Origin of the sequence: Curtobacterium sp. YC1, assembly GCF_016267665.1 — a bacterium.
In the GTDB taxonomy this organism is placed as follows: Bacteria; Actinomycetota; Actinomycetes; order Actinomycetales; family Microbacteriaceae; genus Curtobacterium.
The window spans coordinates 287,495-312,641 of sequence record NZ_CP066341.1; the positions used below are offsets into that span (position 1 = coordinate 287,495).

The window sequence follows — 25,147 nt, forward strand, 5'->3', positions numbered from 1 at the left end:
CGCCATGAGCAGCACATCGCACGATCGTGGCCGGGAGGAACGGCTCACCCCGCGCACGACGGCGCAGGTCGTCGACGGGGTCGGCCCTCGACTGCGCGCCCTGCGCGCCCGACGCGACGTCACGCTCGCCGCGCTGTCCGAGCAGACCGGCGTCTCGGTGAGCACCCTGTCGCGCCTGGAGTCCGGACAGCGCAAGCCGACGCTGGAGCTGCTGCTCCCGCTCGCCCGCGCGTACCAGGTGCCCCTCGACGACCTGGTCGGCGCACCGCGGACCGGGGATCCACGCGTGCACATGAAGCCGGAGGTGCTCGGTGGCCGCGTGGTCGTGCCGCTGACCGAACGGACCGGCGGCGTGCGGTCCTTCAAGCAGCTCTTCCCGCCGCACACGCCGGGTGGTGAACCGTCGCTCAAGACGCACGAGGGGTACGAGTGGATCTACGTGCTGTCCGGCCGCCTGCGGCTGTTGCTCGGCGAGCAGGACATCGACCTCGGGCCGGGTGAGGTCGTCGAGTTCGACACCCACACGCCGCACTGGGTCGGCAACGTGACCGACGCCGTCACCGAGGTGCTGTGCCTGTTCGGACCGCAGGGCGAGCGGGCGCACGTACGGTCGCGGCCGGTGCGCTGAGGGCGCTCGAGCGTCAGAACACGTGCGTCATGACGTCCTCGAGCAGCCCGGACGTCTCGATGTTCGACTGGTGGATGTGGATCCCGATGTCGCCCCGGGTGAAGTACGTGTCACCGTCGGTGACGGGGTACTGCGAGTTCTTCGAGACCTTCTGGCAGCGCAGACCCTCGGCCTCGTTGTCGCACTCGTAGCCCCGCGCCGTGAGCTTCTCGAGCTCGGCGCTCGCGGTGGCCGAGTCGACGACGTCGACCGCGATGGACAGGTACGAGATGTCGGCCTGCGGCTCACGCCACACGCAGTACAGCCGCTTGCCGTCCGGCTGCAGCACCGGCGTGAAGGAGCTCTTCGGGATCGCGATCGGGTCGCCGACGACGGACGGGTCGTTGAGGGGAGCGGACGCGAAGGCGTCGTCCCACTTGCCGGGGGTGATCAGGTCGGTGCAGCTGTCGGGCACGGTGCCGGCGTCGAAGTCCACCCCGGGGACCTGGGTGACGGTGGACGTCGGGCGCGGGCTGCTGCTCGCGGTGGAGCTCGGCGCGGACGCAGCCTCGGTCGACGGGCCCGGACCGACGCTCGCCGGGCCGGCCGGACCGGCCTGCGCACACCCGGTCAGGGCGAGCCCCGCCGCCAGCAGGGTCGTCAGCGTGATGGTGGTGCCGGTCCGCGTCGTGTGGCGCATGGTTCCCCCTCGTTCGGTCACGTCGGGTCGTGACCCGCTCTCACGAACGTACCGAACGACGGCGGCGCCAGTCCTGACCGTCACCGTCCCGTGGCCTGGCGCTGGCGCGGTCGCCGGTGCCCGGGTCGGCGCTCAGTGGGTGCGCCGCCACCGCCGGACCCGCGACTCCGCTCGCAGGCGTCGTGCCCACCGCCGAACCGGGTTCGCCCGCCGCCCGTTCACGTGGAAGGTGTGGAACGCGCGTCGCGTCCGGAGCCAGGCGGACCCGAGGCCCGAGAAGGGTCGCGCGGACACCAGCACCGTGAGCGAGGGGGCGGCCAGGACCCGCCAGGCCGGGTCGAGCTGCATGCTCAGGTCGACGTCGTCGTGCACCTCGGGGTCGTCGACGTGGGCTCGCCTGCGGACGGCGGCCCACGTCGACCGGCGCATCGCCATCGCCGAGCCGAACAGCGGTGGGCGTGCGAGCGCGCCCCGCATGAGCACGAAGTACGGCCCCATGTAGACCGCGTCCCAGGTCCACCGCAGCAGGCGTCCGCCGTCGTACGGCCGTCCGGGTCCGGTCACCGCGACCACCTCGGGGGCGTCGAGCAGCCGGACGGCCTCGGCGATCCAGCCGGGTGGCGGGACGGAGTCGGCGTCGAGTCGCACGATGACGTCGCCGGACGCTCGGTCGTACCCGCGGGCGGAGGCCCGGGCGATGCCGCGGACGGGTTCGGACAGCACGACCGCGCCGGCCGACCTGGCGACGGCGGCGCTGTCGTCACTGCTGCCGTTGTCGACCACGACGACCTCGTCGGCGCGGACGGTCTGCACGGCCAGGGCGTCGAGGCACCTGCGCAGGTGCACGGCGTCGTCCCGCACGGGGATGACGACCGAGACACGCAACACCCTCCGATCCAACCGGCTCGTCGCTGTGTGGACGATCGGACCGCGTTCTGCGACGTTCCTGTGTCCCGACCCAGAGGTCGGCGCGCACGTTCGGTGAGGACACGCCCCCGGTGCACGCCGGGGACGACGACAACCGGAAGGCCGACCATGACCACGAACCCACCCGGGAACGACTCCGGGACCCCCATCCACGACCGCACCGCGGCGACCGAGGGACACGAGGTCGCGCCGGGCGTGACCGTGCCGTCCTACGCGAGTGGCACCCCCGCCGCCCGCCCCTCGGACCCCGACGCGTCGCAGACCTACGACCCGTACGGCGACGCCGCAGGTGTGCCCTTCGACGCGCCCCTCGACGCCGTCCCCGCCGACGAGCAGCTGCCGGCAGCCCCGACCACGCCCCTGTCCGGCGGCGCGACCACGGGCGGCACGAGCGGGAGCGGTTCCGACTCCAGCGGTGGCTCCGGCAAGGCCGACGCGGCCAAGGGCGCCGCCCAGGACGTCGCCGGCGACGCCAAGGAGAAGGCCGCGAACGTCGCGGGCACCGCGAAGGAGCAGGCCTCGAACGTCGCCTCCGAGGCGACCGACCACGCCAAGCAGCTCTACGCGCAGGCGAGCAGCACGCTGAAGGACCAGGCTGCCGACCAGCAGCAGCGCGCCGCCGGTGGGCTCCGCAGCATCGGTGAGCAGCTCGGCCGCATGGCCGAGAACGACGACGAGCAGGGTGTGGCGTCGAAGGTCGTCCGTGACCTGTCCGGCCGCGCGACGTCGGCCGCCGGGTTCCTCGAGAACCGTGACCCGGGCTCGCTGCTCGACGAGGTGAAGTCCTTCGCCGCGAAGCGTCCGGGCACCTTCATCGCGATCGCCGCCGGTGCGGGTCTGCTCGCCGGCCGTCTCACCAAGGCGCTCGCGACCGAGATCAAGCACGAGAAGGAGGCCGGCGACGGCACCACCGGGACGGGGAGCGGCGTATGAGCCAGTCCGTCCCCGGCGCGGCACCCCTCGGTGAGCCGACGCCCGAGGAACGCGCCGCGACCACGCCGCTCGGCGAGCTGTTGTCCGACGTGTCCCGCGACCTGTCGACCCTGTTCCGGCAGGAGGTCGCGCTCGCCAAGGCCGAGCTGACCGACTCCGCGAAGAAGGCCGGCAAGGCGGGCGGCATGTTCGGCGGCGCCGGGCTCACCGCGCTGTTCGCCCTGCTGTTCCTGTCGATCGCCGCGTGGTGGGGCCTCGGCTACCTCATCGGCAACGCCTGGTCCGCCCTGATCATCGCGGTGGTCTACGCCGTCGTCGCCGCGATCCTCGCCGTCCGCGGACGCAAGGAGATCAAGGAGATCACGGGCGCCCCGCAGACGGTCGAGACCGCCAAGGAAGTCCCCGAGACACTGAAGCCCAACACCGGGAGGAAGCCATGAGCACCCCAGACGAGATCCGCGCCGACATCGAGCGCACCCGAGGCGAACTCGGCTCCGACGTCGACGCGCTCGCCGACAAGGTCAGCCCGTCGTCGATCGCCCACCGCCAGAGCGAGAAGGTGAAGAGCCGCTTCCAGGACGTCCGCGAGTCCGTCATGGGCGCAGCGCAGTCGGCTCGTTCGAGTGCCTCCGGTTCCGCCTCGGACGCGACCGACCAGGCCAAGGACGCCGCGCACAAGGGTGTCGAGAAGGCCAAGGGCAACCCCCTCGCCGTCGGTCTCATCGCCTTCGGTGCCGGCTGGCTCGTGTCGTCGCTCATCCCGACGACCGACAAGGAAGAGGAGCTCGCCGGCGAGCTGAAGGACAAGGCCGCCCCGCTCGTCGACGACGTCAAGGAGCAGGCCAAGGACCTCGGTTCGCAGCTCGGCGACGCCGCCAAGGAGCACGCGCAGGACCTCAAGGGCACCGCGCAGGAGGCCGCGCAGACGGTCAAGGGCGAGGCGCAGGGCGCCGCGTCCGACGTGAAGGACACCGCGCAGGGCGCTGCGGACGACGTCCGCAACGGCTGACGCGAGCAGCTGAGCCGGCGCGCCGACCGCGTCGACGACGGGAGGCCCGTGGCGACACCGCCACGGGCCTCCCGTCGTCCTGCGGCTGGGAGGCGATCCGGGCCTCCCGAGCAGCATGGACGGATGGCCGACACACGCACGACAGCAGTCCTCTTCGACATCGACGGCACCCTGGTCGACTCGAACTACGCGCACATCGACGCGTGGTGGCGGGCGTTCCTGGCGGTCGGTGAGTCGGTCGACGCCTGGCGGATCCACCGCGCGATCGGGATGGACTCGGCGAAGCTGCTCGAGACGCTGCTGCCCGACGCCTCGGACGACACCCGTGCCACCGCGAAGCAGTTCCACACCGCGTACTACACCGAGCAGGTGCCGCGACTGCGATTGCTGCCGGGTGCACGGGAACTGTTGCGGGCGGTCGCCGAGGCCGGGCACGCGGTGGTGCTCGCCACGAGCGCTCCCGAGCACGAACTCGCCCCGATGCGCGAGCTGCTCGACGCCGGCGAGTGGGTCGCCGCCGAGACCAGCTCCGAGGACGTCGAGCAGGCGAAGCCGGATCCGGGCATCATCCGGGTGGCGCTCGACCGGGCCGGGGTGTCCGCGGACGCCGCGGTGATGGTGGGCGACGCGATGTGGGACGTCGAGTCGGCAGGCCGGGTCGGGGTGACGAGCGTCGGGGTGATGACCGGCGGCATCGGCGGCGACGAGCTCCGCGGTGCCGGGGCGGCCGAGGTCTACGACGACGCCGCGGCGGTGCTCGCGGCGTTCCGTGCGGGCGAGGGGCCGATCGCCGCGCTGGGCACGCCCGCCTGAGCGCACCGGGTTTCCGGGGCGACGGTCGTCCGTGTCAGGATCGTCGATCGTGATCACGATCGAACGCGTTTCCTGGGACGACCCCCGCAGCGTGGAGCTCCGCGCGCGCATGGACGACGAGATGCACGAACGCTACGGGGCGTCGAACGCCGGCGAGGACCCCGCCGTCACGGCCGAACGGAGCCGTGCGCTCGCGGTCGACCCCGCGACCGTGGTGACGTCGCTGCTCGCCGTCGACGAGGCCGGTGCGCCGGTCGGGCACATCGCGATCCGCCGGCTCGGCGACGAGATCGAGCTGAAGCGGCTCATCGTGACCGCCGCGGCGCGGGGCAAGGGCGCGGCGACGGCCCTGCTCGACGAGTGCGAACGCGTCGGCCGTGAGCTCGGTGCCGCCCGGCTCATCCTGCAGACCGGGGACAAGCAGCCCGACGCGGTGGCGCTGTACCGGAAGACCGGCTGGCACCAGATCGACGTCTACGAGCCGTACGTCGCGACGATGCCCTGGTCGTTCTGCTTCGAGAAGGCCCTCTGAGCCGACCCACTCTGGTTGCACTATCAGCGCGGTAGTGCAATCCTCGTTCGGTGAGCACCACCGAACGCACCCGCGCGCTGCGCCGACGCATGATCGTCGAGGCACGCCGGGCGACCATCGCGCACGGGCTGCACGGCTTCACGATCGAGCAGCTCTGCGACACCGTCGGGGTGTCCCGGCGCACGTTCTTCAACCACTTCGCGTCGAAGGACGACGCCGTGCTCGGCATCGAGATCAACGCCGACGTCCAGGCGATCGACGCCTACGCTGCCGGCGGTGTCGTGCCGGCCGACCTCGAACCGCTCGACTCCATCGTGGCGCTGGCCATCGACCAGCTGCACCGGGTGGGGATCGACCGCGCCGACGAGGTGCTCGTCCGAGGCGTCTTCGAACGGGAACCGGCGCTCGTCGCCCGGTTCCTGTCGGCGACCGACGTGCAACTCGGTCGCATCACCCGGGCGGTCCAGCAGCGCTTCGGCTGGGACGACCCGGCGGACCGGCGTGCCCGCCTGGTGACCGAAGCGGCTGCCGCGCTGGCGAAGGTGACCGCGGAGACGTACTTCGACGACGCGTTCGACGAGGCGACCGGACCCGGGTTCGACGAGCTGCTCACCCAGAACCTCCGCCTGCTCAGGGCGGCCATCACGACCGGACAGGACCCCACCGCATGAGCGCCACCGCGTCGGGCACGACCAAGCGTGCCCGCCCAGGCTCCGACGGACCGCTGCTCCTCACGCAGCGCCGGATCTGGATCATCTTCTCCGCACTGATCGCGGGGATGCTGCTCTCCAGCCTCGACCAGACCATCGTCTCGACGGCGATGCCCACCATCGTCGGTGAGCTCGGCGGTGTCGCGCACCAGGCCTGGATCACCACCGGGTACCTGCTCGCCTCGACCATCGTGATGCCGATCTACGGCAAGTTCGGTGACGTCATCGGGCGCCGCAACCTGTTCCTCGTCGCGATCGCGCTGTTCACCCTGGCGTCCCTCGGGTGCGCCCTGTCGACCGACTTCTGGCAGTTCGTGGTGTTCCGCGCCCTGCAGGGCCTGGGCGGCGGCGGCCTGATGATCCTGTCGCAGGCGATCATCGCGGACATCGTGCCGGCGTCGGAGCGTGGCAAGTACCTCGGCCCGCTCGGCGCGATCTTCGGCCTGTCGGCGGTCGGCGGCCCGCTGCTCGGCGGCTTCTTCGTCGACCACATGACGTGGAACTGGGCGTTCTGGATCAACATCCCCGTCGGCATCGCCGCCTTCCTGGTCGCGTGGTTCGCCCTGACGCTGCCGAGCAAGAAGGCCTCGAAGCGGATCGACGTGCTCGGTGTCGCGCTCCTGTCGGCGACGACCGCCTGCCTGGTGTTCTTCACCGAGTTCGGTGGCAACCGCGCGCACGGCTGGGACGCCCCGGAGACCTGGGCGTGGGGTGCCGGCTTCCTGGTCGCCGCCGCGCTGTTCGTCTTCGTCGAGTCCCGCGCGCAGGACCCGATCATCCCGCTGTCGTTCTTCCGCAACCGCACCTTCGTGCTCGCGACGGGCATCGGCTTCGTGCTCGGCATCGGCATGTTCGCGGCGATCGCGTTCGTGCCGACGTTCCTGCAGATGGCGTCCGGCACCTCGGCCGCGGTCTCCGGGCTGCTGATGCTGCCGATGATGGCGGGCCTGATGGGCACCTCGATCACGTCGGGTGTGCTCATCAGCCGGACCGGCAAGTACCGGATGTACCCGGTCGCCGGCACCGTGGTGGTCGGACTGGCGATGCTCGGCATGACGACCCTGGCCGCGACGACGCCGATCTGGCTGATCTGCGTGTACCTGTTCGTGTTCGGCGCGGGCCTCGGGCTCATCATGCAGGTCGTGGTGCTCGTCGCGCAGAACGCGGTCCCCGCGCAGCAGGTCGGGACCGCCACCTCGACGAACAACTACTTCCGCGAGGTCGGGGCCAGCCTGGGCGTCGCCGTCTTCGGGGCGCTGTTCACGTCGCGGCTGACGGACTCGCTCAACGGGGTCTTCACCGACGCGGGCATCCCGGCGTCGCAGGCGGCCTCGAGCAGCGCGAGCATCGACCCGAACGCGCTGGCGAAGCTCCCCGAGGCCCTGCAGGACGGCATCGTGAACGCCTACGCCGACTCGCTGGCACCGGTGTTCTGGTACCTGCTGCCGTTCATCGCCGCCGCGCTCGTGCTCGCGCTGTTCCTGCCGCAGATGCAGCTGGCGGACGTCGCCGGCATGGTCGCCCGTGGTGAGGCCGTCGGTGGCGCCGAGGCCGACGAGCTCGACCGCGCCCAGCGTGCGGCCCGCGCGGAGCACACCCCGGCGGAGGTGTCCGCGGGAGGCGGTACGCCGGCGTCTCGCCGAGACGCCTCGGACTGACGGACAGGAGGCGCGGTGCCAGCTGGCACCGGGCCTCCCGTCCGTCAGCCGGTCGCGCGCACTGCCGCGGCCGACGTTCCGTAGTGAGCGACACCTCACGCGTTCCGGCGCGCGTGAGGTGTCGCTCAGCGCGTGCGGTCGCGGCGGCCCCGCGCTACGCGCCGGTGCTCGCCCGGGGGACCAGGCGCGTCGGCAGGGCCGCGGGCTCGGCAGCCGTGCCGTCGAGCGTCGCGAGCAGGCGCAGCGCCGCGGTGCGCCCGAGGTCCGCGCCGGGCAGGGCCACGCTGGTCAGGGCCGGCGCGGTGACCGACGACGACGGCAGGTCGTCGAACCCGGCGACGGCCAGTTCGCCCGGGACGGCGATGCCGATCGCCCCCGCGACCCGCAGCACCCCGTACGCCAGGGTGTCGGCGGCCGCGACGACGGCGGTGACGTCGTCGTCCTGCCAGGCCTCGATGACGTGCTCGGTGGCCGAGGCCGCGGCGTCCACGGTGAGGTCGGCGCGGGCGGTGACCTCGGACACGGTGATCCCGGCGTCGGCGCAGGCGCGTTCGAACAGCTCGCGGCGGACGCCGAACGTGGTGGCGCGCGAGGTGCCGTCGAGGTACCCCACGCGCCGGTGTCCCTGCGCGTGCAGGTGCGTCACGAGGTCGTGTACGCCGGTCGACAGGTCGTAGTTGACGGCCTCGGCGCCGCCCGGGGCGTCGAGCAGCACCACGGGCACGCTCGCGGCCATGGGCTCGCCGGCTGCGGGGGCGTCGACGAGGATCCCGGCGGGCCGCAGCCGCTCGAAGCGCCGGACGTCGGCCGCCACGGGCTGGGCACCGCGCTCGGTGACCGACAGCACGAGTTGGAACCGGTCGCCCAGGGTGTCCCGGACGCCGCGGATGACCTCGGCGAAGAACGGGTTCGACAGGTCCGGGGCGATGAACACGACCAGGTCGCCGCTGCCCCGCGCCAGTGAGCTCGCGGCGTGGTCGACGACGTAGCCGAGGTCGTCCACGGCGTCGCGCACCCGAGCGGCGATCGGAGCGGAGACCCGGCCGTGGTCCTTGCCGTTCACCACGAGGGAGACCGTGGCGATGCTCGTGCCCGCCCGCTCGGCCACCATCGCGGCGGTCACGCGACGGCTCGGGGCGGCGGGGGAGGGCACCCCTCGATGCTAGCGAGCACGGTCGGCGAACTTGACGTCAAACGTTTGACGTGTTTCGATGTCAAACGCTTGACGCGCCCCGGTGTCGACGTTCTGTCGGCGCTGCGGATCCCCACCACGTCGAGCACTCACCTCGATTCCCCGAAGAAGTGGAGCGCCCAGCGTGCCCGATGCGACCCAGACCGCCGCGACCCCGTCCGCTGCCACCGAGCCGGCGAAGATCATCCTGGACTGCGACCCCGGCCACGACGACGCCGTCGCGCTCCTGCTCGCCCACGGCAGCCCGGCGATCGACCTGCTCGCCGTCACCACCGTCGTCGGCAACCAGACCCTGCCGAAGGTCACCCGCAACGCCCTGGCCGTCGCCCGCATCGCCGGCATCACCGGGGTGCCCTTCGCCGCCGGTGCCGCCCGCCCGCTGCTCCGCCAGGTCGAGGTCGCCCCGGACATCCACGGCGAGAGCGGCCTCGACGGCCCGATGCTGCCCGAGCCCGCGTTCGACCTGGACGAGCGGCACGCGGTCGACCTGATCATCGACACCGTGATGGCGCACGAGCCCGGCACCGTCACCCTGGTGCCGACCGGCGGTCTGACGAACATCGCCCTCGCGGCCCGCAAGGAGCCCCGCATCGTCGAGCGCGTCAAGCAGGTCGTGCTCATGGGCGGCGGCGTGCACGTCGGCAACTGGAGCCCGGTCGCCGAGTTCAACATCGTCATCGACCCCGAGGCCGCGGCCATCGTGTTCGAGGCCGGCTGGGACGTCGTGATGGTCGGCCTCGACCTGACGCACCAGGCCCTCGCCACCCCGGAGGTCGCCGAGCGCATCGCGGCCGTCGGCACCTCCCCCGCCGCCTTCGTCGGCGAGCTGCTCGACTTCTTCGGCCAGACCTACAAGGACGCGCAGGGCTTCGACGCCCCGCCGGTCCACGACCCCTGCGCGGTCGCGTACGTCATCGACCCCACGATCGTCCGCGCCGTGAAGGTCCCGATCCGCGTCGAGACCCAGGGCACCCTGACCCTCGGCATGACCGTCGCCGACTTCCGCGCACCCGCGCCCGAGGACTGCCGCACGAGCGCCGCGATGGAGCTCGACCACGACCGGTTCTGGGACCTCGTCGTCGACGCCCTCGAGCGCATCGGCGAGACGGCCGACACCGACTGGACCCCACGTGCCGCCGCTGACGCCGTCGAAGCCGGCATCACCACGACCCCGGAGATCTGAACCCCATGACCACCACATCGACGAAGAAGTCGATCGGCGCCCTCACCGCCGCGCTCCTCGCCGCCTGTGTCGCGTTCCAGTTGAACGCGAGCATGCTCAGCCCCGCCCTCGTCACGATGGCCCGCGAGCTCCGCACCGACGACGCCACGATCGGCCTGTCACAGACCCTGTACTTCACGCTCGCGGCACTGTTCTCGCTGTTCCTGCCGCGCCTGTCCGACATCGTCGGCCGCAAGCGCGTGCTGATCGGCATGCTCGCCGTGATGCTCGTCGGCAGCATCGTCGCCGCGCTCGCGGTGAACGTGCCGATGCTGTTCGCGGGTCGCATCATCCAGGGCGTCACCGGCCCGGTCGTCCCGATCTGCCTGCTCGTGCTCCGCAACGAGATCAGCGACCCCAAGCGCTACGGCGCCGCCCTCGGTCTGCTCACCGCCGTGAACGGAGGCATCGCCGGCGTCGACGCCCTGGCCGGCGGGTGGATCGCGACCAACTTCGGGTTCCGCGGCATCTTCTGGGTCATCGCGGTCGTCACCGTGGTCGCCCTGCTCCTGGTCGCCGTCTGGGGTGTCGAGTCGAAGCCCTCCGCCGGCACCCGGATGGACTGGATCGGCGTCGTCCCGCTCGTCATCAGCGTCGGGGCCCTGCTCACGGCGTTCAACGAGGCCGGCAAGCTCGGCGCGGCGAACCCGGTGCTCGTGGTCGGCGGCGTGGTCGTCGCGCTCGTCGCCTTCGCGGTGTTCTGGGCCGTCGAGTCGCGGGTGCGGGAACCCCTGGTCGAGACCCGGTTCCTGAAGCGTCGTGCCACCTGGGCGCTGCTGGCGACGACGTTCCTGACCATGACCGGCGTCTTCGCCGTGGTCAACGGACTCGTCACGAGCCTCGCGCAGAACGGCGACGCCGGCTTCGGGATGGAGGCCGACCTCGCCTCGCTCGTGTTCCTCACCCCGTACGCGCTGGTCGGCTGGGTCGTCGGACCCTTCGCCGGGCGCCTCGCCCCGACGATCGGGTACCGTGCGGTCCTGCGCTTCGGCCTGGTCGGCAGCATCGTCTCGACCGTCCTGATGGCGATCGTCGGCGTGCACTCGCTGCCCGTCCTGGTCACCGCGACCGTGCTGATCGGCATCACCTACGCCGGCATCGCGAACATCATTCTGAACGGCCTGGGCATCGTGCTGTCGCCGGAGTCGAACCCCGGCTTCCTGCCCGGTCTCAACGCCGGTGCGTTCAACCTCGGCGCCGGGGTCAGCTTCGCCGTCCTGCCTGCGCTGCAGATCGCGCTCGGGGTCGGCGGGTCCGCGGGCACCGCCGGGTACTCCGGTGGCATGCTGCTCGGGGCCGCGATCACGACCGTCGCACTCGCCATCTCGTTCCTCATCCCCCGTCCGGAGAGCGCCGAGACCACGTCCGTCGCACCGCAGAAGGAGACCGTCCGGTGACCGAGACCATCGTGATCGTCGGGTCGCTCAACGCGGACCTGGTGGTCCGCACGGCGCGTTTCCCCCAGCCCGGAGAGACCCTGCAGGGCTCCGACCTCGCGATCCTGCCCGGGGGCAAGTCCGCCAACCAGGCGGTGGCTGCCGGGAGGCTCGGGGGCGCGGTCCGCATGATCGGTGCGGTCGGCGACGACGGGAACGGTGCGCTGCTCCGCGACTCCGTCGCGGCCGCGGGTGTCGACACCACGCACGTCGCCGTCCGCGAGGGCGTCGCCACCGGCACCGCCGTCATCACGGTCGACGGCGCAGGGGAGAACACCATCGTGATCTCCGCCGGGGCGAACGGCACGCTGTCGCCGGAGGACGTGCCGGCCGACGTCTTCTCGGGAGCCGCGGTGCTCGGGCTCTGCCTCGAGGTCTCGATCGACGTCGTCCTCGCCGCCGCCCGGGCAGCGCACACCGCCGGGGTGACGGTGCTGACGAACCTGTCGCCGTTCGGCGCCGTCCCGCAGGAGCTGCTCGACCTCACCGACGTCCTGCTCGTCAACGAGCACGAGGCCGCCGAGCTCGGCGACCACGGCGTCGCCCGGTCCGTCGTCACCCGCGGTGGCGCCGGCTGCGTGGTGCACGACGGTGCTGCCGAGCCGGTGTCGATCAACGCCGTCCGCGTCGAGCCCGTGGACACGACGGGCTGCGGCGACGCCTTCATGGGCGCGGTGGCGCTGCGCCTGGCGGCGGGGGACACCCTCGTCGACGCGGCGCGCTTCGCCGTCGGGGTCGGGGCGTACGCCGCGACCGGGGCGGGCGCGCAGGCCTCGTACCCGACCACCGCGCAGCTGGAGGCGTTCCTGCGGGCGTAGGACGGGCCTCCCGGGTCTCACCGCCCGCTAGCGTGGTGCCATGCGCGTGGGAGTCCTCGACATCGGGTCCAACACCGGCCACCTGCTCGTGGTGGACGCCCACGGCGGCGCCGCGCCGCTGCCGGCGTCCTCGTTCAAGCAGCCGCTGCGGCTGGCCGAGCACCTGGACGCCTCCGGCGCGGTGACACGGCAGGGGATCGACGCCCTGACCACGTTCGTGGCCGACGCGGTCCGCGTCGCCGAGGACCGCGGGTGCGAGGACATGCTCGCCTTCGCCACCTCGGCGGTCCGCGACGCCGGCAACTCGGACGCGGTCCTGGCCCACGTCGAGGCGTCCACGGGGGTCGAACTCGCCGTCCTGTCCGGCTCGGACGAGGCGCGGCTGACGTTCCTGGCCGTGCGCCGGTGGTTCGGCTGGTCCGCCGGGCGCCTGGCGGTCTTCGACATCGGCGGCGGCTCGCTCGAGATCGCCGGCGGCGCCGACGAGGCACCGGACGTCGCGTGGTCGATGCCGATCGGTGCAGCGCGGCTCGCGCGCTCCTACTTCGGCGCCGGCACCCCGACCGAGGACGACGTCCGCCGCATCCGCCACGAGATCCGCGTCGCGATCGCCCGCGACGCCGGCCTGCTGCTCCGTTCGGGCCGGCCTGACCGCGCCGTGGCGACGTCGAAGACCTTCCGCTCGATCGCCCGGATCTGCGGGGCGGCGCCGTCGGCAGCGGGTCCGCTCGTGCCGCGCTCCCTCGACGGAGCCGTCCTGCGCGAGCGCCTGCCCGAGCTGCTCACCATGTCGGTGGACGAGCTCGCCACGCTGCCGGGCGTCTCGCCGAGCCGCGCCCACCAGGTGGTGCCGGGAGCGCTCGTCGCCGAGGCGTGCCTGGACATCTTCGACCTGCCGGCGCTCGAGATCTGCCCGTGGGCGCTCCGCGAGGGCGTCATCCTGGAGCGGCTCGACCAGCTGTCGGTGCTCGGGACGCCGTAGTCGGCCCAGGCGTCGGTCCGGCTACCGGCGCGGTTCCGGGCGCTGGCGGCGCTGCTTCGGCGGTGCCAGGAGCCAGGGCCGGATCAGGGTCGTCACGAACGGCAGCACCCAGAACGTCATGATCGGCGTGAGCACGAGCGTCGTGATGAGCACCCGGGGCAGGATCGCGACGTGCCCGAACGCGGGGACGAGCCAGGCCATCAGGTACGTGAACGCCAGGTTCACCGGGAAGAACCCGAGCCAGATGCTCACCGCCTGCTTCCACCGCGGGGGAGCGCTCGACGCCGGGGCGTCCTGCGGCACGTCGAACCAGCCCTCGATGCCCGTGCGCTTCTCGACGCGGGACTCCACCACCAGGTCGCGACCGAGGTCGAGCCACCGCAGCCGGTCGTCGGAGTTCTCCCACGTGGCCAGGGAGTCGTGGTCGGCGAACCGGTAGAGCATGTGCCACTCGCGGGACTGCGCGCGCGAACGCACCCACCCCGAGCCGAGGAAGCCGGGGTAGCGGTTCGCCAGGTTCACGCCGGACTGCACCCAGGCGGTGGCGTCGGCGATGCGGTCGGATTCGACCAAACGGGTGATGGAGACGGTGACGGGCGGGCCTGCGGTCACGGGTGGCGAGTGCAGGCTCCCTGGCTCTTGTGGAGTCATGCCACCAGTTTCCCCGATCGGTGTTTCCGGCTCGTGTCGCAGCTCGACGACCGCCGACGAACCGATGGGTAGGTTCGCGGTGTGAGCGAGACCGAGCGCGGTCGGCACGAGACGCCGACGGAACGATGGGACCGGAACTGGGCCGACATCCAGCAGCAGCTCCGGATCGTGCAGACCGGGACGCAGATCCTCGCCGGGTTCCTGCTGACCCTGCCGTTCCAGCAGCGCTTCACCGACCTGTCCGACCGGCAGGAGACGGTGTACCTCGTGCTCGTCGTCCTGGCGGTCGTGGTGACCGTGGTGGCGCTGTCGGCAGTCGCGACGCACCGGCTGGTGTTCCGGCAACGTCAGAAGCACGACCTGGTCCGTGCGGGCAACGGCATCCTGCTCGCCGCGCTCATCGCGAGCGCACTGCTCTTCGCGGGGACGGTCTCGTTCGTCTTCGACGTGGTGCTCGGCGGCACGGGAGGCGTGATCAGTGGGGTGGCGGTCTTCGTGGGGACGGCGGCGCTGTGGACCGCGGTGCCCTTCGGCCTGCGCCGGACCGAGCGCGACGTCGACCCGGAGCGCGAGCGTTCGTCGGACGGCTGAACGCTCGCCGCGGCGGTGGGGTCAGCTCGCCTGCTTCTTCGCCGCGGGCTTCTTCGCGGGACTCTTCTTGGCGGCGGGCTTCTTCGCGGGAGTCTTCTTGGCGGGAGCCTCCTTCGGCGCGGCATCGTCCGCCGCCTTCTTCGCCGGGGCCTTCCGACCGGACCCGGACGAGCCGGACCCGGACGACGATCGTGAGCTCGACGACGAACGCGACCCCGTGCCTCCCGACCGCTTCTTGTCGACGGACGCGCGCAGCGCGGCCATCAGGTCGAGCACGTCACCGCCCGCGTCGTCGTCCTCGTCGTCCTGCTCGCCGAACGTCTTCTCGGTGTCGATGTCGTCGCCCGCCTCGAGCTTGGCGTCGATGAGCTGCTGCAGTTCCTCCTGGTAGGAGTCGGTGTAGCGGTCGGGGTCGAAGTCGGTCGACATGCTCTCGACGAGCGACGACGACATCTTCAGCTCGTTGGCGCTGACCTTGACCGAGGTGTCGAGGGCCGGGAACTCCGCCGCGCGGACCTCGTCGCCCCAGAGCAGCCCCTGCAGCAGGATGACCTCGTCGTGCACGCGGAGCACCCCGAGCCGGGTCTTCTGCCGCAGCGTGAACTGCACGATCGCCAGTCGGTCGGTCTTCGCCAGCGTCTCGCGCAGCAGCACGTAGGCCTTCGGCGAGCGCGAGTCGGGCTCGAGGTAGTACGTCTTCTCGAACATCATCGGGTCGACCTGCTCGACGGGCACGAACTCCAGGACCTCGACCTCGTGCGACTGCTCCTCGGGGAGCTGCTTGAAGTCGTCGGCGGTGAGCACGACCGTCTTCTCGCCGTCGTCGTAGGCGCGCTGGATGTCGGCGTACTCGACCTCGTGGCCGAACTCGCACACGCGCTTGTAGCGGATGCGGCCCTTGTCCTCGTCGTGGACCTGGTGCAGGGACACGTCGTGGGTCTCGGTGGCCGCGTACACCTTGATGGGCACGTTGACGAGCCCGAACGCGATGGAGCCCTTCCAGATCGACCTCATGGGCACATGATGCCCGTGCCAGCGCGTGAGCGCCCGCGGCAGACGGTTCCTCCACAGGTGGGTGCGCCGCCGGTGGATCCACGGACCACCGACCAGCTGGAACGTCGCGATGCCGGCACGAGCACGATGGGCCCATGAGCCAGCTCGACAAGCAGGACCCCCGCGATCAGTTCCCCCGTCCGCCGTTCCCCGCGCAGACGCAGCAGGGGTCGGGACTCGCGAGTGCGATGGACCCGGCACCCGACCACGGCGAGACGAGCTACGTCGGGACCGGACGGATGCGCGGACACCGGGTCCTGGTGACCGGGGCCGACTCGGGCATCGGGCGAGCGGCGGCGATCGCGATGGCGAAGGAGGGCGCCGACGTCGCCCTGAACGCCCTGCCCGAAGAACGCGAGGACCTCGAGCAGGTCCGCGACGTCATCGGTGACCTCGGTCGCAAGGCGGTGCTGCTGCCCGGTGACCTGACGGACGAAGCCTTCTGCGACGTGCTCGTGCAGGACGCCGTCAGCGAGCTCGGCGGACTCGACGCCCTGGTGCTCGTCGCCGGCCACCAGCAGGTGCACGAGGACGTCACCCAGCAGTCCACCGACGACTTCGACCGCACGATGAAGGTCAACCTGTACTCGCTGTTCTGGCTCGTCCGCGCTGCCGTCCCGCACATGGCGCCGGGCAGCTCGATCGTCACGACGAGCTCGGTGTCCGCGTACCAGCCGCAGGACCGCATGATCGACTACGCCGCGACGAAGGCCGGCATCATCACGTACACGAACGGCCTCGCCCGTCAGCTCGCCGCGAAGGGCATCCGGGCGAACACGGTGGTCCCCGGTCCGGTGTGGACGCCCCTGCAGCCGATCAGCTACCCGGGCGACGAGATCGCCGCCTACGGCCAGGACACCCCCTTCGGCCGTCCCGCGCAGCCCGTCGAGCTCGGCAGCGCCTACGTCTACCTGGCCGGACCCGAGTCGTCGTACACGTCCGGCACGACCCTGACCGTGGCGGGAGCGACCGGGGTCGCGCTGTGAGCCCCGCCTCGCGCAGGACCGTCGTCCTGGTCGGGGACCGTCGGCTCGCCCTGACGAACACCGACAAGGTGCTCTACCCCGCGACGGGCACGACCAAGGGGCGGGTGATCGAGTACTACGAGCGGGTCGCGCCGTGGATGATCCCGCACGTCAAGGACCGGCCGGTCACCCGCAAGCGCTGGGCGAACGGTGTCGAGGGGAAGGTCTTCTTCGAGAAGAACCTGCCCGACTCCGCGCCCGACTGGGTCCGGCACCACACGATCCACCACTCGGAACACGACAACGAGTACCCGATCGTCGACGACCTGCCGACGCTGGTGTGGATGGCACAGCAGGCCGCACTCGAACTCCACGTGCCGCAGTGGCGCTTCGGGCCCCGTGGGGCGCAGCAGAACCCGGACCGGCTCGTGCTCGACCTGGACCCCGGCGAGGGCGTCGGCCTGCCCGAGTGCGTCGAGGTGGCGGTCGCCGCACGCGAGGTCCTGCACGGCATGGGCCTCGATCCGCACCCGGTGACGTCCGGGTCGAAGGGCATCCACCTGTACGCCGCCCTGGACGGGAAGGCGACGACGGCGCAGGTCTCCGACGTGGCGCACGAGCTCGCCAAGGCGCTGGAGGCCGACATGCCCGACCTCGTGCTGTCGTCGATGAGCCGTGCGGAGCGGACCGGCAAGGTGTTCGTCGACTGGTCCCAGAACAACGGCAACAAGACCACGATCGCGCCGTACTCCCTGCGTGGGCGGGACCACCCGACGGTGGCGGCGCCCCGGACGTGGCAGGAACTCGAGGAGCGCGGCCTCGCGCAGCTCACCCTGGACGAGGTCCTCGAACGCCTGGAGGCCCGTGGGGACTTCCTGCACCCGGTCGCGTCCGCCTCGCTGGCGGTCGGCAGGGCCGACCACGGGCACTGGGACAGCGACCGCACCGAGCAGGCGAACGCCGCCGAACAGCCGGCGCGCGACCGACTGGCCGAGTACCGCGCGAAGCGGGACGCCTCGAAGACCCCGGAGCCCGTGCCCGAGGGAGCGCCGACGGTGCGGAAGGACGGCACGCCCACCTTCGTCATCCAGGAACACCACGCCACGCGCGACCACTACGACTTCCGGCTCGAGCACGACGGCGTGTTGGTGAGCTGGGCCCTGCCGAAGGGCGAACCGAGCGACCCGGGGAAGAACCACCTGGCGGTGCAGACCGAGGACCACCCGCTCGAGTACGGCTCGTTCGAGGGGACGATCCCGAAGGACGAGTACGGCGGGGGGACCGTCACGATCTGGGACGACGGCACCTACGAGCTCGAGAAGTGGCGGGAGGGCAAGGAGGTCATCGTCACGCTGCACGGGCGGGCGGGTGGCGCTCGCCGCCTCGCGCTCCTGCACACCCGCGGACGCGGTGGCGGCGACGAGAAGAACTGGCTCATCCACCGCACCAAGGAGCAACCCGAGCGGCTCGCCGACGGCGCGGGCGGGTCCGGAACGGGCCGCGTCTCCCGGTCGGCGGACGCGCACCGGGACGGACACCAGGACGGTCGGCGCGACGGGCGGCGGCGCATCACCGGAGCGGCGACCGCCGAGACCCCGCCGTCGGAGCGCCGCACGATGCAGGCGACCCTGGCCGAGGGCGAGCCCCGGCTCGACCCGTCCGACTGGGCGTTCGAGATGAAGTGGGACGGCGTGCGGGCGCTGGCGACCGTCCGGGACGGCGCGGTGACGCTGCGGAGCCGGAACGACAACGACCTGACCCCGCAGTACCCCGAGTTGCAGGAACTCGCCGACCGCGCCGGGGTGGACGGCGTGTTCGACGGTGAGATCGTGGCGCTCGACGACCGCGGCCGTCCGAGCTTCCAGCTGCTGCAGAACCGGATGGGCGTGACGAGACCGCGCGAGGTCCGGGCCGCGCAGCAGGCGACCCCGGTGCGGTTCCTGGTGTTCGACGTGCTCGAGGCGGACGGACACGAACTCACGCGCCTGGGGTACGACGCCCGCCGCCAGGCGCTCGAGACCGTCGTCGAACCCGGTGGTGCGATCGACGTCCCGCCGGCGGCGCAGGGCGACCTCGAGGCGGTGCTGGCCGAGTCCCGGCACCAGGGGTTGGAGGGCGTCGTCGCGAAGAAGCGGTCGTCCCGCTACGCCGAGGGGCGCCGGTCCGAGGCCTGGTTGAAGCTCAAGCACCACGCGACGCAGGAGGTCGTGGTCGGCGGGTGGAAGCCGGGCAACGGTCGGCGCGCCGGCGGGATCGGCTCCCTGCTGCTCGGCGTGCCCGGACCGGACGGGCTGGAGTACGTCGGCAAGGTCGGCACGGGGTTCCGTGACCGGGACCTCGACGAGATCGCCGCCGCGCTCCGACCGCTCGAACGGAAGACGTCGCCGTTCGTCGACGTCCCGCGGGTCGACGCTCGCGATGCGCACTGGGTGACGCCGAAGCGCGTCGGCGAGGTCGAGTTCGCCGAGTGGACGGGCGACCGGCGTCTGCGGCAGCCGTCGTGGCGCGGGTGGCGCAGCGACAAGGACCCGACGGACGTCGTGCGCGAGGACTGAGCCCGCGGCGGGCTGCCGATGCATCCGCATGGGGTCCGCCCGTGGCGAACTTCCGTCCCCCGTGGGCGGTCCCCGCGGGGGACGTTCCTGCCGCGACGGCCACCGGGCCGCGCACGACTGTTACGGTCGCCGGGACGAAGGGGGCCGCAGATGAGCTCGAGCAAGTACCTGCCGCCGCTGACCCCGGCGGAGCGCGGGGCCGCCGCGGCGGCGGACGGAACGCTGCAGACCGGCCTGCTCGGCACGACGGGCGACGAGCCGGACGGGACCGCGGACGAGGTCCGGTACGCCGACTTCCTCGTGGACGAGGACGACGAGGACGACGAGGACGACGACCCCGCGGTCGATCGGATCGGCTGACCGTACCGGGGGACGGACGGCCCGCACGCCGGATCAGGGGACGCACGGGCCGCCGTCACTCATGAGACGTCGCGACGACCCGGATCGTCACACCCGATCGAAGAATCTTCCGGGGCAGCGCCGGCCGTGCGGTCGGACGCTCCCCGCCGCGATCAGGCCGCGGGCGCCGGCCCGTCCGTCGGCTCGGTGCGTCCGGCCACCGGAGCGTCCTCGTCGATGAGGGTCTCCTCCTCGGGCTCGGACACCTCGGCCGCCGCGGCCTTGGCCTCGTCGATGGACTCCTGGGAACGGCGGAGCAGGTCGTCGTCGTGTGCTGCCTGATCGGTCATGCCGAGCAGGTTACGCGGGCGTCCCTGTGTCGGCGTCGCGTCGGCGGTGGCCGTCCGTCCGACTGCCGTCCACACGGCCGACGTCGGCACGGCCGCGGTGGAACGGCTCGTAGTCGACGGCCGACGTCGGCGCCGGCGTGGAGGGCATGGCCGGTGCCGCGGGAGCACCGAAGGCGTCGGCCGCGTCGAGCACCGCCCGCGTCGCGGCAGCCGCCGTGCGCAGGGCATCACCGATCGGCATCGCGCGGTGCGCGGGCGTCCGCACCTCGACGCCCCAGGGCTCGTCGAACCCGAGCTCGCGGACGGTCCGGACGAAGCCGGGCAGGTCCCACGCCCCGGCGCCGGGCAGGTGTCGTGCCACCCGCGACTCCTCGGCGAGCGTCATGCCGCTCGGCGTGTGCAGCAGCCCGTCGCTCAGCTCCACCGCCGCCAGGGTCCCCGGCGCGACCCCCTGGCGGATCGACGCCAGGGTCGAGCCGCCGCGCAACGCGTGCATCGCGTCGACCAGGAGTCCGCCGTTCGGGTGGCCGGCGGCTGCGACGAACCGGCTCGCGCGTTCCACGGTCGGCAGGTTCGACCACGGTTCGGGTTCGAGCACGAGCTGCGCACCCACCGCCTCCGCCTGGTCGGCGAGGACGGTCCAGTCGTCCGCCATCGCTCCGGGCGAGGCCCCGGGCAGCGTCGTGTCGGCCCGCGCGACCACCTGCCACGCCCGCAGGGTCGCGGCGGCCTCGAGCACCACGCCGCGGTCGGCGTCGTCGTCCGGCGCCCGGTCGGCACACGTCCACCACCGGTCGAGCGGGCCGAGCTGGACCCAGACGATGCCGGCGCCGTCGAGCATCCGACGCAGCTCGGCCAGGCCGATGGTCGCGCGGACCTCGTGCAGGTCGTCCAGCGAGAGCGACAGACCGGCGAACCCGGCGGCCCCGACGGCGTGCACGCGCTCCCGGACGTCCTCGTCGCCCGCCCACGTCCACGACGTCGCGAGCAGATCGTGTTCCAGCACGGCCCTACCTCCGTTGTCCCGAGGTGTCCGCCGTCGCCCCGTCGCGATGCGCTGCCCCGTGTCCGCCGCGGCCCCACCCGTGGCGTGGACTCAGGGGTACCCCGTCAGTCTGCGAGCGCTCCCAGTTCCGCCGTGCACGGGCGCACGGACGACACCGCCCTCAGACGATCCGCGTGCGGACCGACCCGACCCCGGCGATCGTGCCGACGACCTCGGCACCGCGGGCGAGCACGCCGACGCCGTCGGGTGTGCCGGTCATGAGCAGGTCGCCGGGCGCGAGGGCGACGGACCGGGAGAGCGCCGCGATCGTCTCGGCGACGGACCAGATCTGGTCGGCCAGGTCACCCGACTGCCGGAGCTCGCCGTCGACGGTCAGGGTGATCGCGCCGGTCGCCGGGTCGGCACCCGCAGCCGGCCGGATCGCCCCGATCGGAGCGGACGCGTCGAAGCCCTTCGCGGTGTCCCAGGGTCGCCCCAGTCGCTTCGCCTCGGCCTGCAGGTCGCGGCGCGTGAGGTCGATGCCGACGGCGTAGCCCCACACGTGGGCGAGGGCGTCCTCGACGGCGATGTCCGTGCCGCCGGTCCCGATCGCGACGACGAGCTCGACTTCGTGCTCGAGCTGCTGCGTCAGCGGCGGGTACGGGGTGTCGGCGTCGTCCGCCACGACGGTGTCGGCCGGCTTGGTGAAGAAGAACGGCGGTTCACGGTCGGGGTCGTGGCCCATCTCGCGGGCGTGCGCCGCGTAGTTGCGGCCGACGCAGATCACGCGGCGGACGGGGAAGCGCCCACCGGTCGTGGTCGGGACGGTCGGGAGGCTCGGGGCCGGGACGACGAGGTCGGTCACGTCCCCAGCGTGGCAGGCTGCAGGGCCCCGGTCCACAGGACCCGGCACGTCGGTGCCGTGCCGGGTCCTGTGGAGGGTGATCCGGGCCTCCCGGCCGGTGGAGGCGCGCGCCTCAGTTGCCCGGTGCGGCAGCCTCGGTCTCGCCGGCGCCCGGGTCGCCCCCGGTGCCGCCGGTGGCGGGCTCGTCCTGCGGCCACCCCGCGAACTCCCAGCCCGCGAGCGCCGGGTGGTCCTCGCCCTTCGTGTACGCGTGGGTCCGGGCGGCGTCACGCGCCTCCGTCAGCTTCGCGAGCAGGTCGGCGTGGGCCTCGGCGTCGACGCGCGTCAGGGCGTCGTGGGCGAGCGCGAAGCGGTCCATCTCGTTCCGCATGAGCATGTCGAACGGCGAGGTCGTCGTGCCCTGTTCGAGGAACCCGTGCACGTGCAGGTCGTCGTGTCCGTTCCGCCGGTAGGTGAGCTGGTGCACGAGCGTCGGGTACCCGTGGAACGCGAACACCGTGGGCGTGCCGGGCAGGAACAGCGCGTCGTACTGCTCGTCCGGGATCGGGTGCTCGTGCTTGCGCGGGTCGCCGAGCGCGAGCAGGTCGACGACGTTGAGCACGCGCACGCCGACGCCCGGGGCGTGCCGCCGGATGATGTCCGCGGCGGCGATCGCCTCGACGGTCGGGACGTCACCGGCACAGGCCAGGACGACGTCCGCGCGGCCGACCTCCTGCTCCGTGCCGGCCCAGTCCCAGACGCCGAGTCCGGCCGCGGCGTGCGCGACCGCGTCGTCGAGGGACAGGAACACCGGCTCCGGGTGCTTGCCGGCGACGATCACCTCGATGCGGTCCGTGGTCTCCATGGCGTGCGCCGCGACCGCGAGCAGGGTGTTCGCGTCGGCGGGCAGCTTGATGCGGACCAGGTCCTGCTGCTTCGACGCGACGACGTCGAGGAACCCGGGGTCCTGGTGCGAGAACCCGTTGTGGTCCTGTCGCCACACGTGCGACGAGAGCAGGATCGACAGGTTCGACACCGGGACGCGCCAGTCGATGTCGGTCGACGACTCGAGCCACTTCGCGTACTGACCGACCATCGAGTCGATGATGTGGGCGAACGCCTCGTAGGTGTTGAGGATGCCGTGCCGGCCGGTGAGCACGTAGCCCTCGAGCATGCCCTCGAGCAGGTGCTCCGACAGCACCTCGGTGACGCGGCCACGTGCGGAGAGGTGCTCGTCACCGGCTGCGCGACGAGCTCGCCAGACGCGGGAGGTGACGTCGAACACCGCGTCGAGCTTGTTCGAGATCGTCTCGTCGGGGCCGAACAGGCGGAAGGTCGAGGCGTTGCGTTCGATGAGCGCCGCGAGCCACGGCCCGAGGGTCCCGGTGGCGGACGCCGTGGAGCCGGCCTCGACGCCGTACGGCTCGAGCGGCGGCCGGTCGAGCGCGGTCCGCAGCCGACCGCCGTTGCCGTGCGGGGTGGCGCTCATCCGTGCGTCGCCGCTCGGCCGGATCCCGGTCATGATGCCGACGGGGTGCCCGTCCGCGTCGAAGAGCTCCTCCGGGCGGTACGAGCGCATCCACTCCTCGAGCTGTGCGCGGTGCCCCTCGTCCTCGCGCACCGCGGGGAGCGGCACCTGGTGGGCTCGGAAGGTCCCCTCGACCTGCTCGCCGTCGACCTCCTTCGGGCCGGTCCAGCCCTTCGGGGTGCGCAGGACGATCATCGGCCAGCGCGGTCGCAGCGCTGCGGCGCCCGCGGGCTGCCCGGCGGCGGCGCGTTCGGCCTGTGCACGCGCGGCGGCCTGGATGTCGTCGATCGCCGCGAGGGCCCGGCGGAGCGCACCGTCGAACAGGGCGTGCACCGCGTACGGGTCGTCGTCGACCCGACGGGAGTCGACCACGATCGGGTCGTACCCGAGTCCGCGGAAGTAGGCGGTGAGGTCCTCGTCGGGGATGCGGGCCAGCACGGTGGGGTTCGCGATCTTCCACCCGTTCAGGTTGAGGATCGGCAGCACGGCCCCGTCGGACACCGGGTCGAGGAAGGTGTGCGCCTGCCACGAACCGGACAGCGGACCGGTCTCGGCCTCGCCGTCGCCGACCACGCACGCGACCACCAAGTCGGGGTTGTCCAGGGCGGCGCCGTACGCGTGGGACAGCGAGTACCCGAGCTCACCGCCCTCGTTGATCGAGCCGGGGGTCTCCGGGGCCGCGTGCGAGGGGATGCCGCCGGGGAACGAGAACTGCCGGAAGAACTGCTGCAGGTCGACGTCCTGGTACAGCTCGTTCCACGTGCCCTCGAGCCAGGCGTTCGCGTTCATCGCCGGGCCGCCGTGCCCCGGGCCGCACACGTACAGGAACTCGCGGCCGGTCTCCGCGATCAGGGCGTTGCAGTGGGCGTAGACCAGGTTGAGCGCGGGCGACGTGCCCCAGTGTCCGAGGAGCCGGGGCTTGACGTCGTCGGGCTCGATGGGCCGCGTGAGCAGGGGGTTGTCCAGCAGGTAGATCTGCCCGACCGTCAGGTAGTTGGCGGCGCGCCACCAGGCGTCGACCGCCCGGAGCCGGTCGGTGGTGGGGAGGTGTCCAGGGGCCATGGGACCACGGTACGAAACGGAAGGCCGTCGGACCTCAGGAAACTCCCCGCGTCCGGGCGCGCCCGGCCCACTCGCGTCGGTCCGTTCCGGTCAGCGCCGCCGCCACCACCGTCGCGGGCGTGCGTCCAGCTGCGCCTGCTCGGCGGCCCGGGCGGCGGACGCCATGCGGGCTTCCCGCCGCTCCCGCCACGCCTCGACCTCGGCGTCGACCTCGCGCAGCGGCGTCACCACGGGCGGTCCGCCGAGCAGCTGCCGACGGGCCTCCTTGACGCGGGCGTTGAAGTCGACCAGCACGTCACGCACGTCGGACTCCACCGACAGGGCGTCGAGGGCGTCGTCGAGCTCGGCGTCCTCGGTGCGCAGCGCCAGCGCGGGCGGGGCGATGCCGCGGATGTCCTCGCGCTCGATCTTCGACTTGATCCACCAGTCGGGGTCGTGCTGCCCGTCGTTCCCGGGCAGGGGCTTGCCGTGGTACGGGTTGCCCTCGAACACCCCGCGGCGCTCGGCCTCCTCGATCCGGGCACGGGCGTTCGCAGCGACGTCGGCGGCCCGGAGCTGGCGGCGTTCCTCGCGCACCTCGTCGGGGTCCAGCGAGCCGCGCTCGATCTCGCTGTCGACGAGCTGCTGGTAGCGGTAGCGAGCGGCCCTCCGGAGCCGGTCCATCCGTGCATCGACGTCGTTCATC

The 25,147-nt window shown here is 72.4% G+C and carries 26 protein-coding genes; 16 read left to right on the top strand and 10 right to left on the bottom strand.

Features of this window, described 5'->3' with window-relative positions:
• The first annotated feature begins 4 nt into the window (after nucleotides 1–4).
• A complete protein-coding gene (locus I8920_RS01485; RefSeq protein WP_198657444.1) occupies nucleotides 5–628 on the top strand; it encodes a helix-turn-helix domain-containing protein in 624 nt (207 codons plus the stop codon).
• 13 nt (nucleotides 629–641) lie between these two features.
• On the opposite strand, the gene I8920_RS01490 is transcribed toward I8920_RS01485, so the two are convergent.
• The gene (locus I8920_RS01490) at nucleotides 642–1,307 is read right to left on the bottom strand and encodes a hypothetical protein (protein WP_198657445.1); all 666 of its coding nucleotides are present in this window, start codon (nucleotides 1,305–1,307) and stop codon (nucleotides 642–644) included.
• Nucleotides 1,308–1,439: 132 nt separating this feature from the next.
• Nucleotides 1,440–2,195, bottom strand: coding sequence for a glycosyltransferase family 2 protein (locus tag I8920_RS01495; protein ID WP_198657446.1), 756 nt, complete (start codon nucleotides 2,193–2,195; stop codon nucleotides 1,440–1,442).
• Nucleotides 2,196–2,342: 147 nt separating this feature from the next.
• On the opposite strand from I8920_RS01495, the gene I8920_RS01500 reads away from it, so the two are divergent.
• From I8920_RS01500 to I8920_RS01530, 7 genes are all read left to right on the top strand, one after another.
• Entirely contained in the window at nucleotides 2,343–3,167 is an 825-nt protein-coding gene (locus I8920_RS01500) for a hypothetical protein (RefSeq protein WP_198657447.1), read from the top strand.
• Nucleotides 3,164–3,607 carry a phage holin family protein gene (locus I8920_RS01505; RefSeq protein ID WP_198657448.1) on the top strand — a complete coding sequence of 148 codons (444 nt, stop codon included), beginning with the start codon at nucleotides 3,164–3,166 and terminating at the stop codon, nucleotides 3,605–3,607. The genes I8920_RS01500 and I8920_RS01505 overlap by 4 nt, the downstream gene beginning before the upstream one ends.
• Nucleotides 3,604–4,176 carry a DUF3618 domain-containing protein gene (locus I8920_RS01510; RefSeq protein WP_198657449.1) on the top strand — a complete coding sequence of 191 codons (573 nt, stop codon included), beginning with the start codon at nucleotides 3,604–3,606 and terminating at the stop codon, nucleotides 4,174–4,176. Before I8920_RS01505 ends, I8920_RS01510 begins: the two co-directional genes overlap by 4 nt.
• A gap of 123 nt (nucleotides 4,177–4,299) precedes the next feature.
• The gene (locus tag I8920_RS01515; protein ID WP_198657450.1) at nucleotides 4,300–4,989 is read left to right on the top strand and encodes an HAD family hydrolase; all 690 of its coding nucleotides are present in this window, start codon (nucleotides 4,300–4,302) and stop codon (nucleotides 4,987–4,989) included.
• A gap of 49 nt (nucleotides 4,990–5,038) precedes the next feature.
• Complete coding sequence (locus I8920_RS01520; protein WP_232832782.1) at nucleotides 5,039–5,521, top strand: GNAT family N-acetyltransferase; 483 nt, start codon at nucleotides 5,039–5,041, stop codon at nucleotides 5,519–5,521.
• A gap of 50 nt (nucleotides 5,522–5,571) precedes the next feature.
• A complete protein-coding gene (locus I8920_RS01525; RefSeq protein ID WP_198657451.1) occupies nucleotides 5,572–6,192 on the top strand; it encodes a TetR/AcrR family transcriptional regulator in 621 nt (206 codons plus the stop codon).
• Nucleotides 6,189–7,889 (top strand): MDR family MFS transporter, encoded by a 1,701-nt coding sequence (locus I8920_RS01530; RefSeq protein ID WP_198657452.1) that lies wholly within the window; start codon nucleotides 6,189–6,191, stop codon nucleotides 7,887–7,889. The genes I8920_RS01525 and I8920_RS01530 overlap by 4 nt, the downstream gene beginning before the upstream one ends.
• Nucleotides 7,890–8,043: 154 nt before the next feature.
• Here the strand turns inward: I8920_RS01530 and I8920_RS01535 are convergent, their stop codons facing one another.
• Nucleotides 8,044–9,042, bottom strand: coding sequence for a LacI family DNA-binding transcriptional regulator (locus I8920_RS01535; RefSeq protein WP_232832783.1), 999 nt, complete (start codon nucleotides 9,040–9,042; stop codon nucleotides 8,044–8,046).
• A gap of 163 nt (nucleotides 9,043–9,205) precedes the next feature.
• Here I8920_RS01535 and uriH point away from each other — a divergent pair, with 163 nt between their 5' ends.
• Genes uriH through I8920_RS01555 form a run of 4 tightly spaced genes read left to right on the top strand, consistent with a single transcriptional unit; the run spans nucleotide 9,206 to nucleotide 13,539 of the window.
• On the top strand, nucleotides 9,206–10,264 hold the full coding sequence (uriH, locus tag I8920_RS01540; RefSeq protein ID WP_198657453.1) for a uridine-preferring nucleoside hydrolase UriH: 1,059 nt from the start codon (nucleotides 9,206–9,208) through the stop codon (nucleotides 10,262–10,264).
• Between the two features lie 5 nt (nucleotides 10,265–10,269).
• Nucleotides 10,270–11,700, top strand: coding sequence for a uridine transporter UriT (gene uriT, locus I8920_RS01545; protein WP_198657454.1), 1,431 nt, complete (start codon nucleotides 10,270–10,272; stop codon nucleotides 11,698–11,700).
• Nucleotides 11,697–12,557, top strand: coding sequence for a ribokinase (locus I8920_RS01550; protein WP_198657455.1), 861 nt, complete (start codon nucleotides 11,697–11,699; stop codon nucleotides 12,555–12,557). The genes uriT and I8920_RS01550 overlap by 4 nt, the downstream gene beginning before the upstream one ends.
• 40 nt (nucleotides 12,558–12,597) lie before the next feature.
• Entirely contained in the window at nucleotides 12,598–13,539 is a 942-nt protein-coding gene (locus I8920_RS01555; RefSeq protein WP_198657456.1) for a Ppx/GppA phosphatase family protein, read from the top strand.
• Between the two features lie 21 nt (nucleotides 13,540–13,560).
• On the opposite strand, the gene I8920_RS01560 is transcribed toward I8920_RS01555, so the two are convergent.
• On the bottom strand, nucleotides 13,561–14,190 hold the full coding sequence (locus tag I8920_RS01560; RefSeq protein WP_198657457.1) for an antibiotic biosynthesis monooxygenase: 630 nt from the start codon (nucleotides 14,188–14,190) through the stop codon (nucleotides 13,561–13,563).
• 81 nt (nucleotides 14,191–14,271) lie between these two features.
• On the opposite strand from I8920_RS01560, the gene I8920_RS01565 reads away from it, so the two are divergent.
• Entirely contained in the window at nucleotides 14,272–14,781 is a 510-nt protein-coding gene (locus I8920_RS01565; RefSeq protein WP_198657458.1) for a DUF6328 family protein, read from the top strand.
• 21 nt (nucleotides 14,782–14,802) lie between these two features.
• Here the strand turns inward: I8920_RS01565 and ku are convergent, their stop codons facing one another.
• Nucleotides 14,803–15,795 carry a non-homologous end joining protein Ku gene (gene ku, locus I8920_RS01570; protein WP_198657459.1) on the bottom strand — a complete coding sequence of 331 codons (993 nt, stop codon included), beginning with the start codon at nucleotides 15,793–15,795 and terminating at the stop codon, nucleotides 14,803–14,805.
• A gap of 134 nt (nucleotides 15,796–15,929) precedes the next feature.
• Here ku and I8920_RS01575 point away from each other — a divergent pair, with 134 nt between their 5' ends.
• The 3 genes from I8920_RS01575 (at nucleotide 15,930) to I8920_RS01585 (ending at nucleotide 19,714) form a co-directional block, all read left to right on the top strand.
• Nucleotides 15,930–16,820: an SDR family oxidoreductase gene (locus tag I8920_RS01575; protein ID WP_198657460.1), complete on the top strand. Its 891-nt coding sequence runs from the start codon at nucleotides 15,930–15,932 to the stop codon at nucleotides 16,818–16,820.
• Nucleotides 16,817–19,354, top strand: a complete 2,538-nt coding sequence (locus tag I8920_RS01580) for an ATP-dependent DNA ligase (RefSeq protein WP_198657461.1) — start codon at nucleotides 16,817–16,819, stop codon at nucleotides 19,352–19,354. Before I8920_RS01575 ends, I8920_RS01580 begins: the two co-directional genes overlap by 4 nt.
• Before the next feature lie 150 nt (nucleotides 19,355–19,504).
• Entirely contained in the window at nucleotides 19,505–19,714 is a 210-nt protein-coding gene (locus I8920_RS01585; RefSeq protein ID WP_198657462.1) for a hypothetical protein, read from the top strand.
• A gap of 152 nt (nucleotides 19,715–19,866) precedes the next feature.
• Here I8920_RS01585 and I8920_RS01590 read toward each other — a convergent pair whose 3' ends face one another.
• The 5 genes from I8920_RS01590 to I8920_RS01610 all read right to left on the bottom strand — a co-directional run bounded on the left by I8920_RS01590 (nucleotide 19,867) and on the right by I8920_RS01610 (nucleotide 25,146).
• Complete coding sequence (locus I8920_RS01590; RefSeq protein WP_198657463.1) at nucleotides 19,867–20,043, bottom strand: hypothetical protein; 177 nt, start codon at nucleotides 20,041–20,043, stop codon at nucleotides 19,867–19,869.
• Between the two features lie 10 nt (nucleotides 20,044–20,053).
• A complete protein-coding gene (locus tag I8920_RS01595; protein WP_198657464.1) occupies nucleotides 20,054–21,049 on the bottom strand; it encodes a sugar phosphate isomerase/epimerase family protein in 996 nt (331 codons plus the stop codon).
• 160 nt (nucleotides 21,050–21,209) lie between these two features.
• On the bottom strand, nucleotides 21,210–21,893 hold the full coding sequence (locus tag I8920_RS01600; RefSeq protein ID WP_198657465.1) for a fumarylacetoacetate hydrolase family protein: 684 nt from the start codon (nucleotides 21,891–21,893) through the stop codon (nucleotides 21,210–21,212).
• A gap of 112 nt (nucleotides 21,894–22,005) precedes the next feature.
• On the bottom strand, nucleotides 22,006–24,462 hold the full coding sequence (locus I8920_RS01605; RefSeq protein WP_198657466.1) for a phosphoketolase family protein: 2,457 nt from the start codon (nucleotides 24,460–24,462) through the stop codon (nucleotides 22,006–22,008).
• A gap of 90 nt (nucleotides 24,463–24,552) precedes the next feature.
• Nucleotides 24,553–25,146: a J-domain-containing protein gene (locus I8920_RS01610; protein WP_198657467.1), complete on the bottom strand. Its 594-nt coding sequence runs from the start codon at nucleotides 25,144–25,146 to the stop codon at nucleotides 24,553–24,555.
• Between the last annotated feature and the right edge of the window lies 1 nt (nucleotide 25,147).

Excerpts from the sequence above, each read along its gene's own strand:
- I8920_RS01490 (WP_198657445.1), bottom strand. The coding sequence starts at position 1,307 with ATGCGCCACACGACGCGGACCGGCACCACCATCACGCTGACGACCCTG.
- I8920_RS01505 (WP_198657448.1), top strand. The coding sequence starts at position 3,164 with ATGAGCCAGTCCGTCCCCGGCGCGGCACCCCTCGGTGAGCCGACGCCC.
- I8920_RS01560 (WP_198657457.1), bottom strand. The coding sequence starts at position 14,190 with ATGACTCCACAAGAGCCAGGGAGCCTGCACTCGCCACCCGTGACCGCA.
- I8920_RS01485 (WP_198657444.1), top strand. The coding sequence starts at position 5 with ATGAGCAGCACATCGCACGATCGTGGCCGGGAGGAACGGCTCACCCCG.
- I8920_RS01605 (WP_198657466.1), bottom strand. The coding sequence starts at position 24,462 with ATGGCCCCTGGACACCTCCCCACCACCGACCGGCTCCGGGCGGTCGAC.
- I8920_RS01510 (WP_198657449.1), top strand. The coding sequence starts at position 3,604 with ATGAGCACCCCAGACGAGATCCGCGCCGACATCGAGCGCACCCGAGGC.
- I8920_RS01530 (WP_198657452.1), top strand. The coding sequence starts at position 6,189 with ATGAGCGCCACCGCGTCGGGCACGACCAAGCGTGCCCGCCCAGGCTCC.
- uriT (WP_198657454.1), top strand. The coding sequence starts at position 10,270 with ATGACCACCACATCGACGAAGAAGTCGATCGGCGCCCTCACCGCCGCG.
- I8920_RS01500 (WP_198657447.1), top strand. The coding sequence starts at position 2,343 with ATGACCACGAACCCACCCGGGAACGACTCCGGGACCCCCATCCACGAC.
- I8920_RS01515 (WP_198657450.1), top strand. The coding sequence starts at position 4,300 with ATGGCCGACACACGCACGACAGCAGTCCTCTTCGACATCGACGGCACC.
- I8920_RS01555 (WP_198657456.1), top strand. The coding sequence starts at position 12,598 with ATGCGCGTGGGAGTCCTCGACATCGGGTCCAACACCGGCCACCTGCTC.
- ku (WP_198657459.1), bottom strand. The coding sequence starts at position 15,795 with ATGAGGTCGATCTGGAAGGGCTCCATCGCGTTCGGGCTCGTCAACGTG.
- I8920_RS01610 (WP_198657467.1), bottom strand. The coding sequence starts at position 25,146 with ATGAACGACGTCGATGCACGGATGGACCGGCTCCGGAGGGCCGCTCGC.
- I8920_RS01585 (WP_198657462.1), top strand. The coding sequence starts at position 19,505 with ATGAGCTCGAGCAAGTACCTGCCGCCGCTGACCCCGGCGGAGCGCGGG.
- I8920_RS01575 (WP_198657460.1), top strand. The coding sequence starts at position 15,930 with ATGAGCCAGCTCGACAAGCAGGACCCCCGCGATCAGTTCCCCCGTCCG.
- I8920_RS01590 (WP_198657463.1), bottom strand. The coding sequence starts at position 20,043 with ATGACCGATCAGGCAGCACACGACGACGACCTGCTCCGCCGTTCCCAG.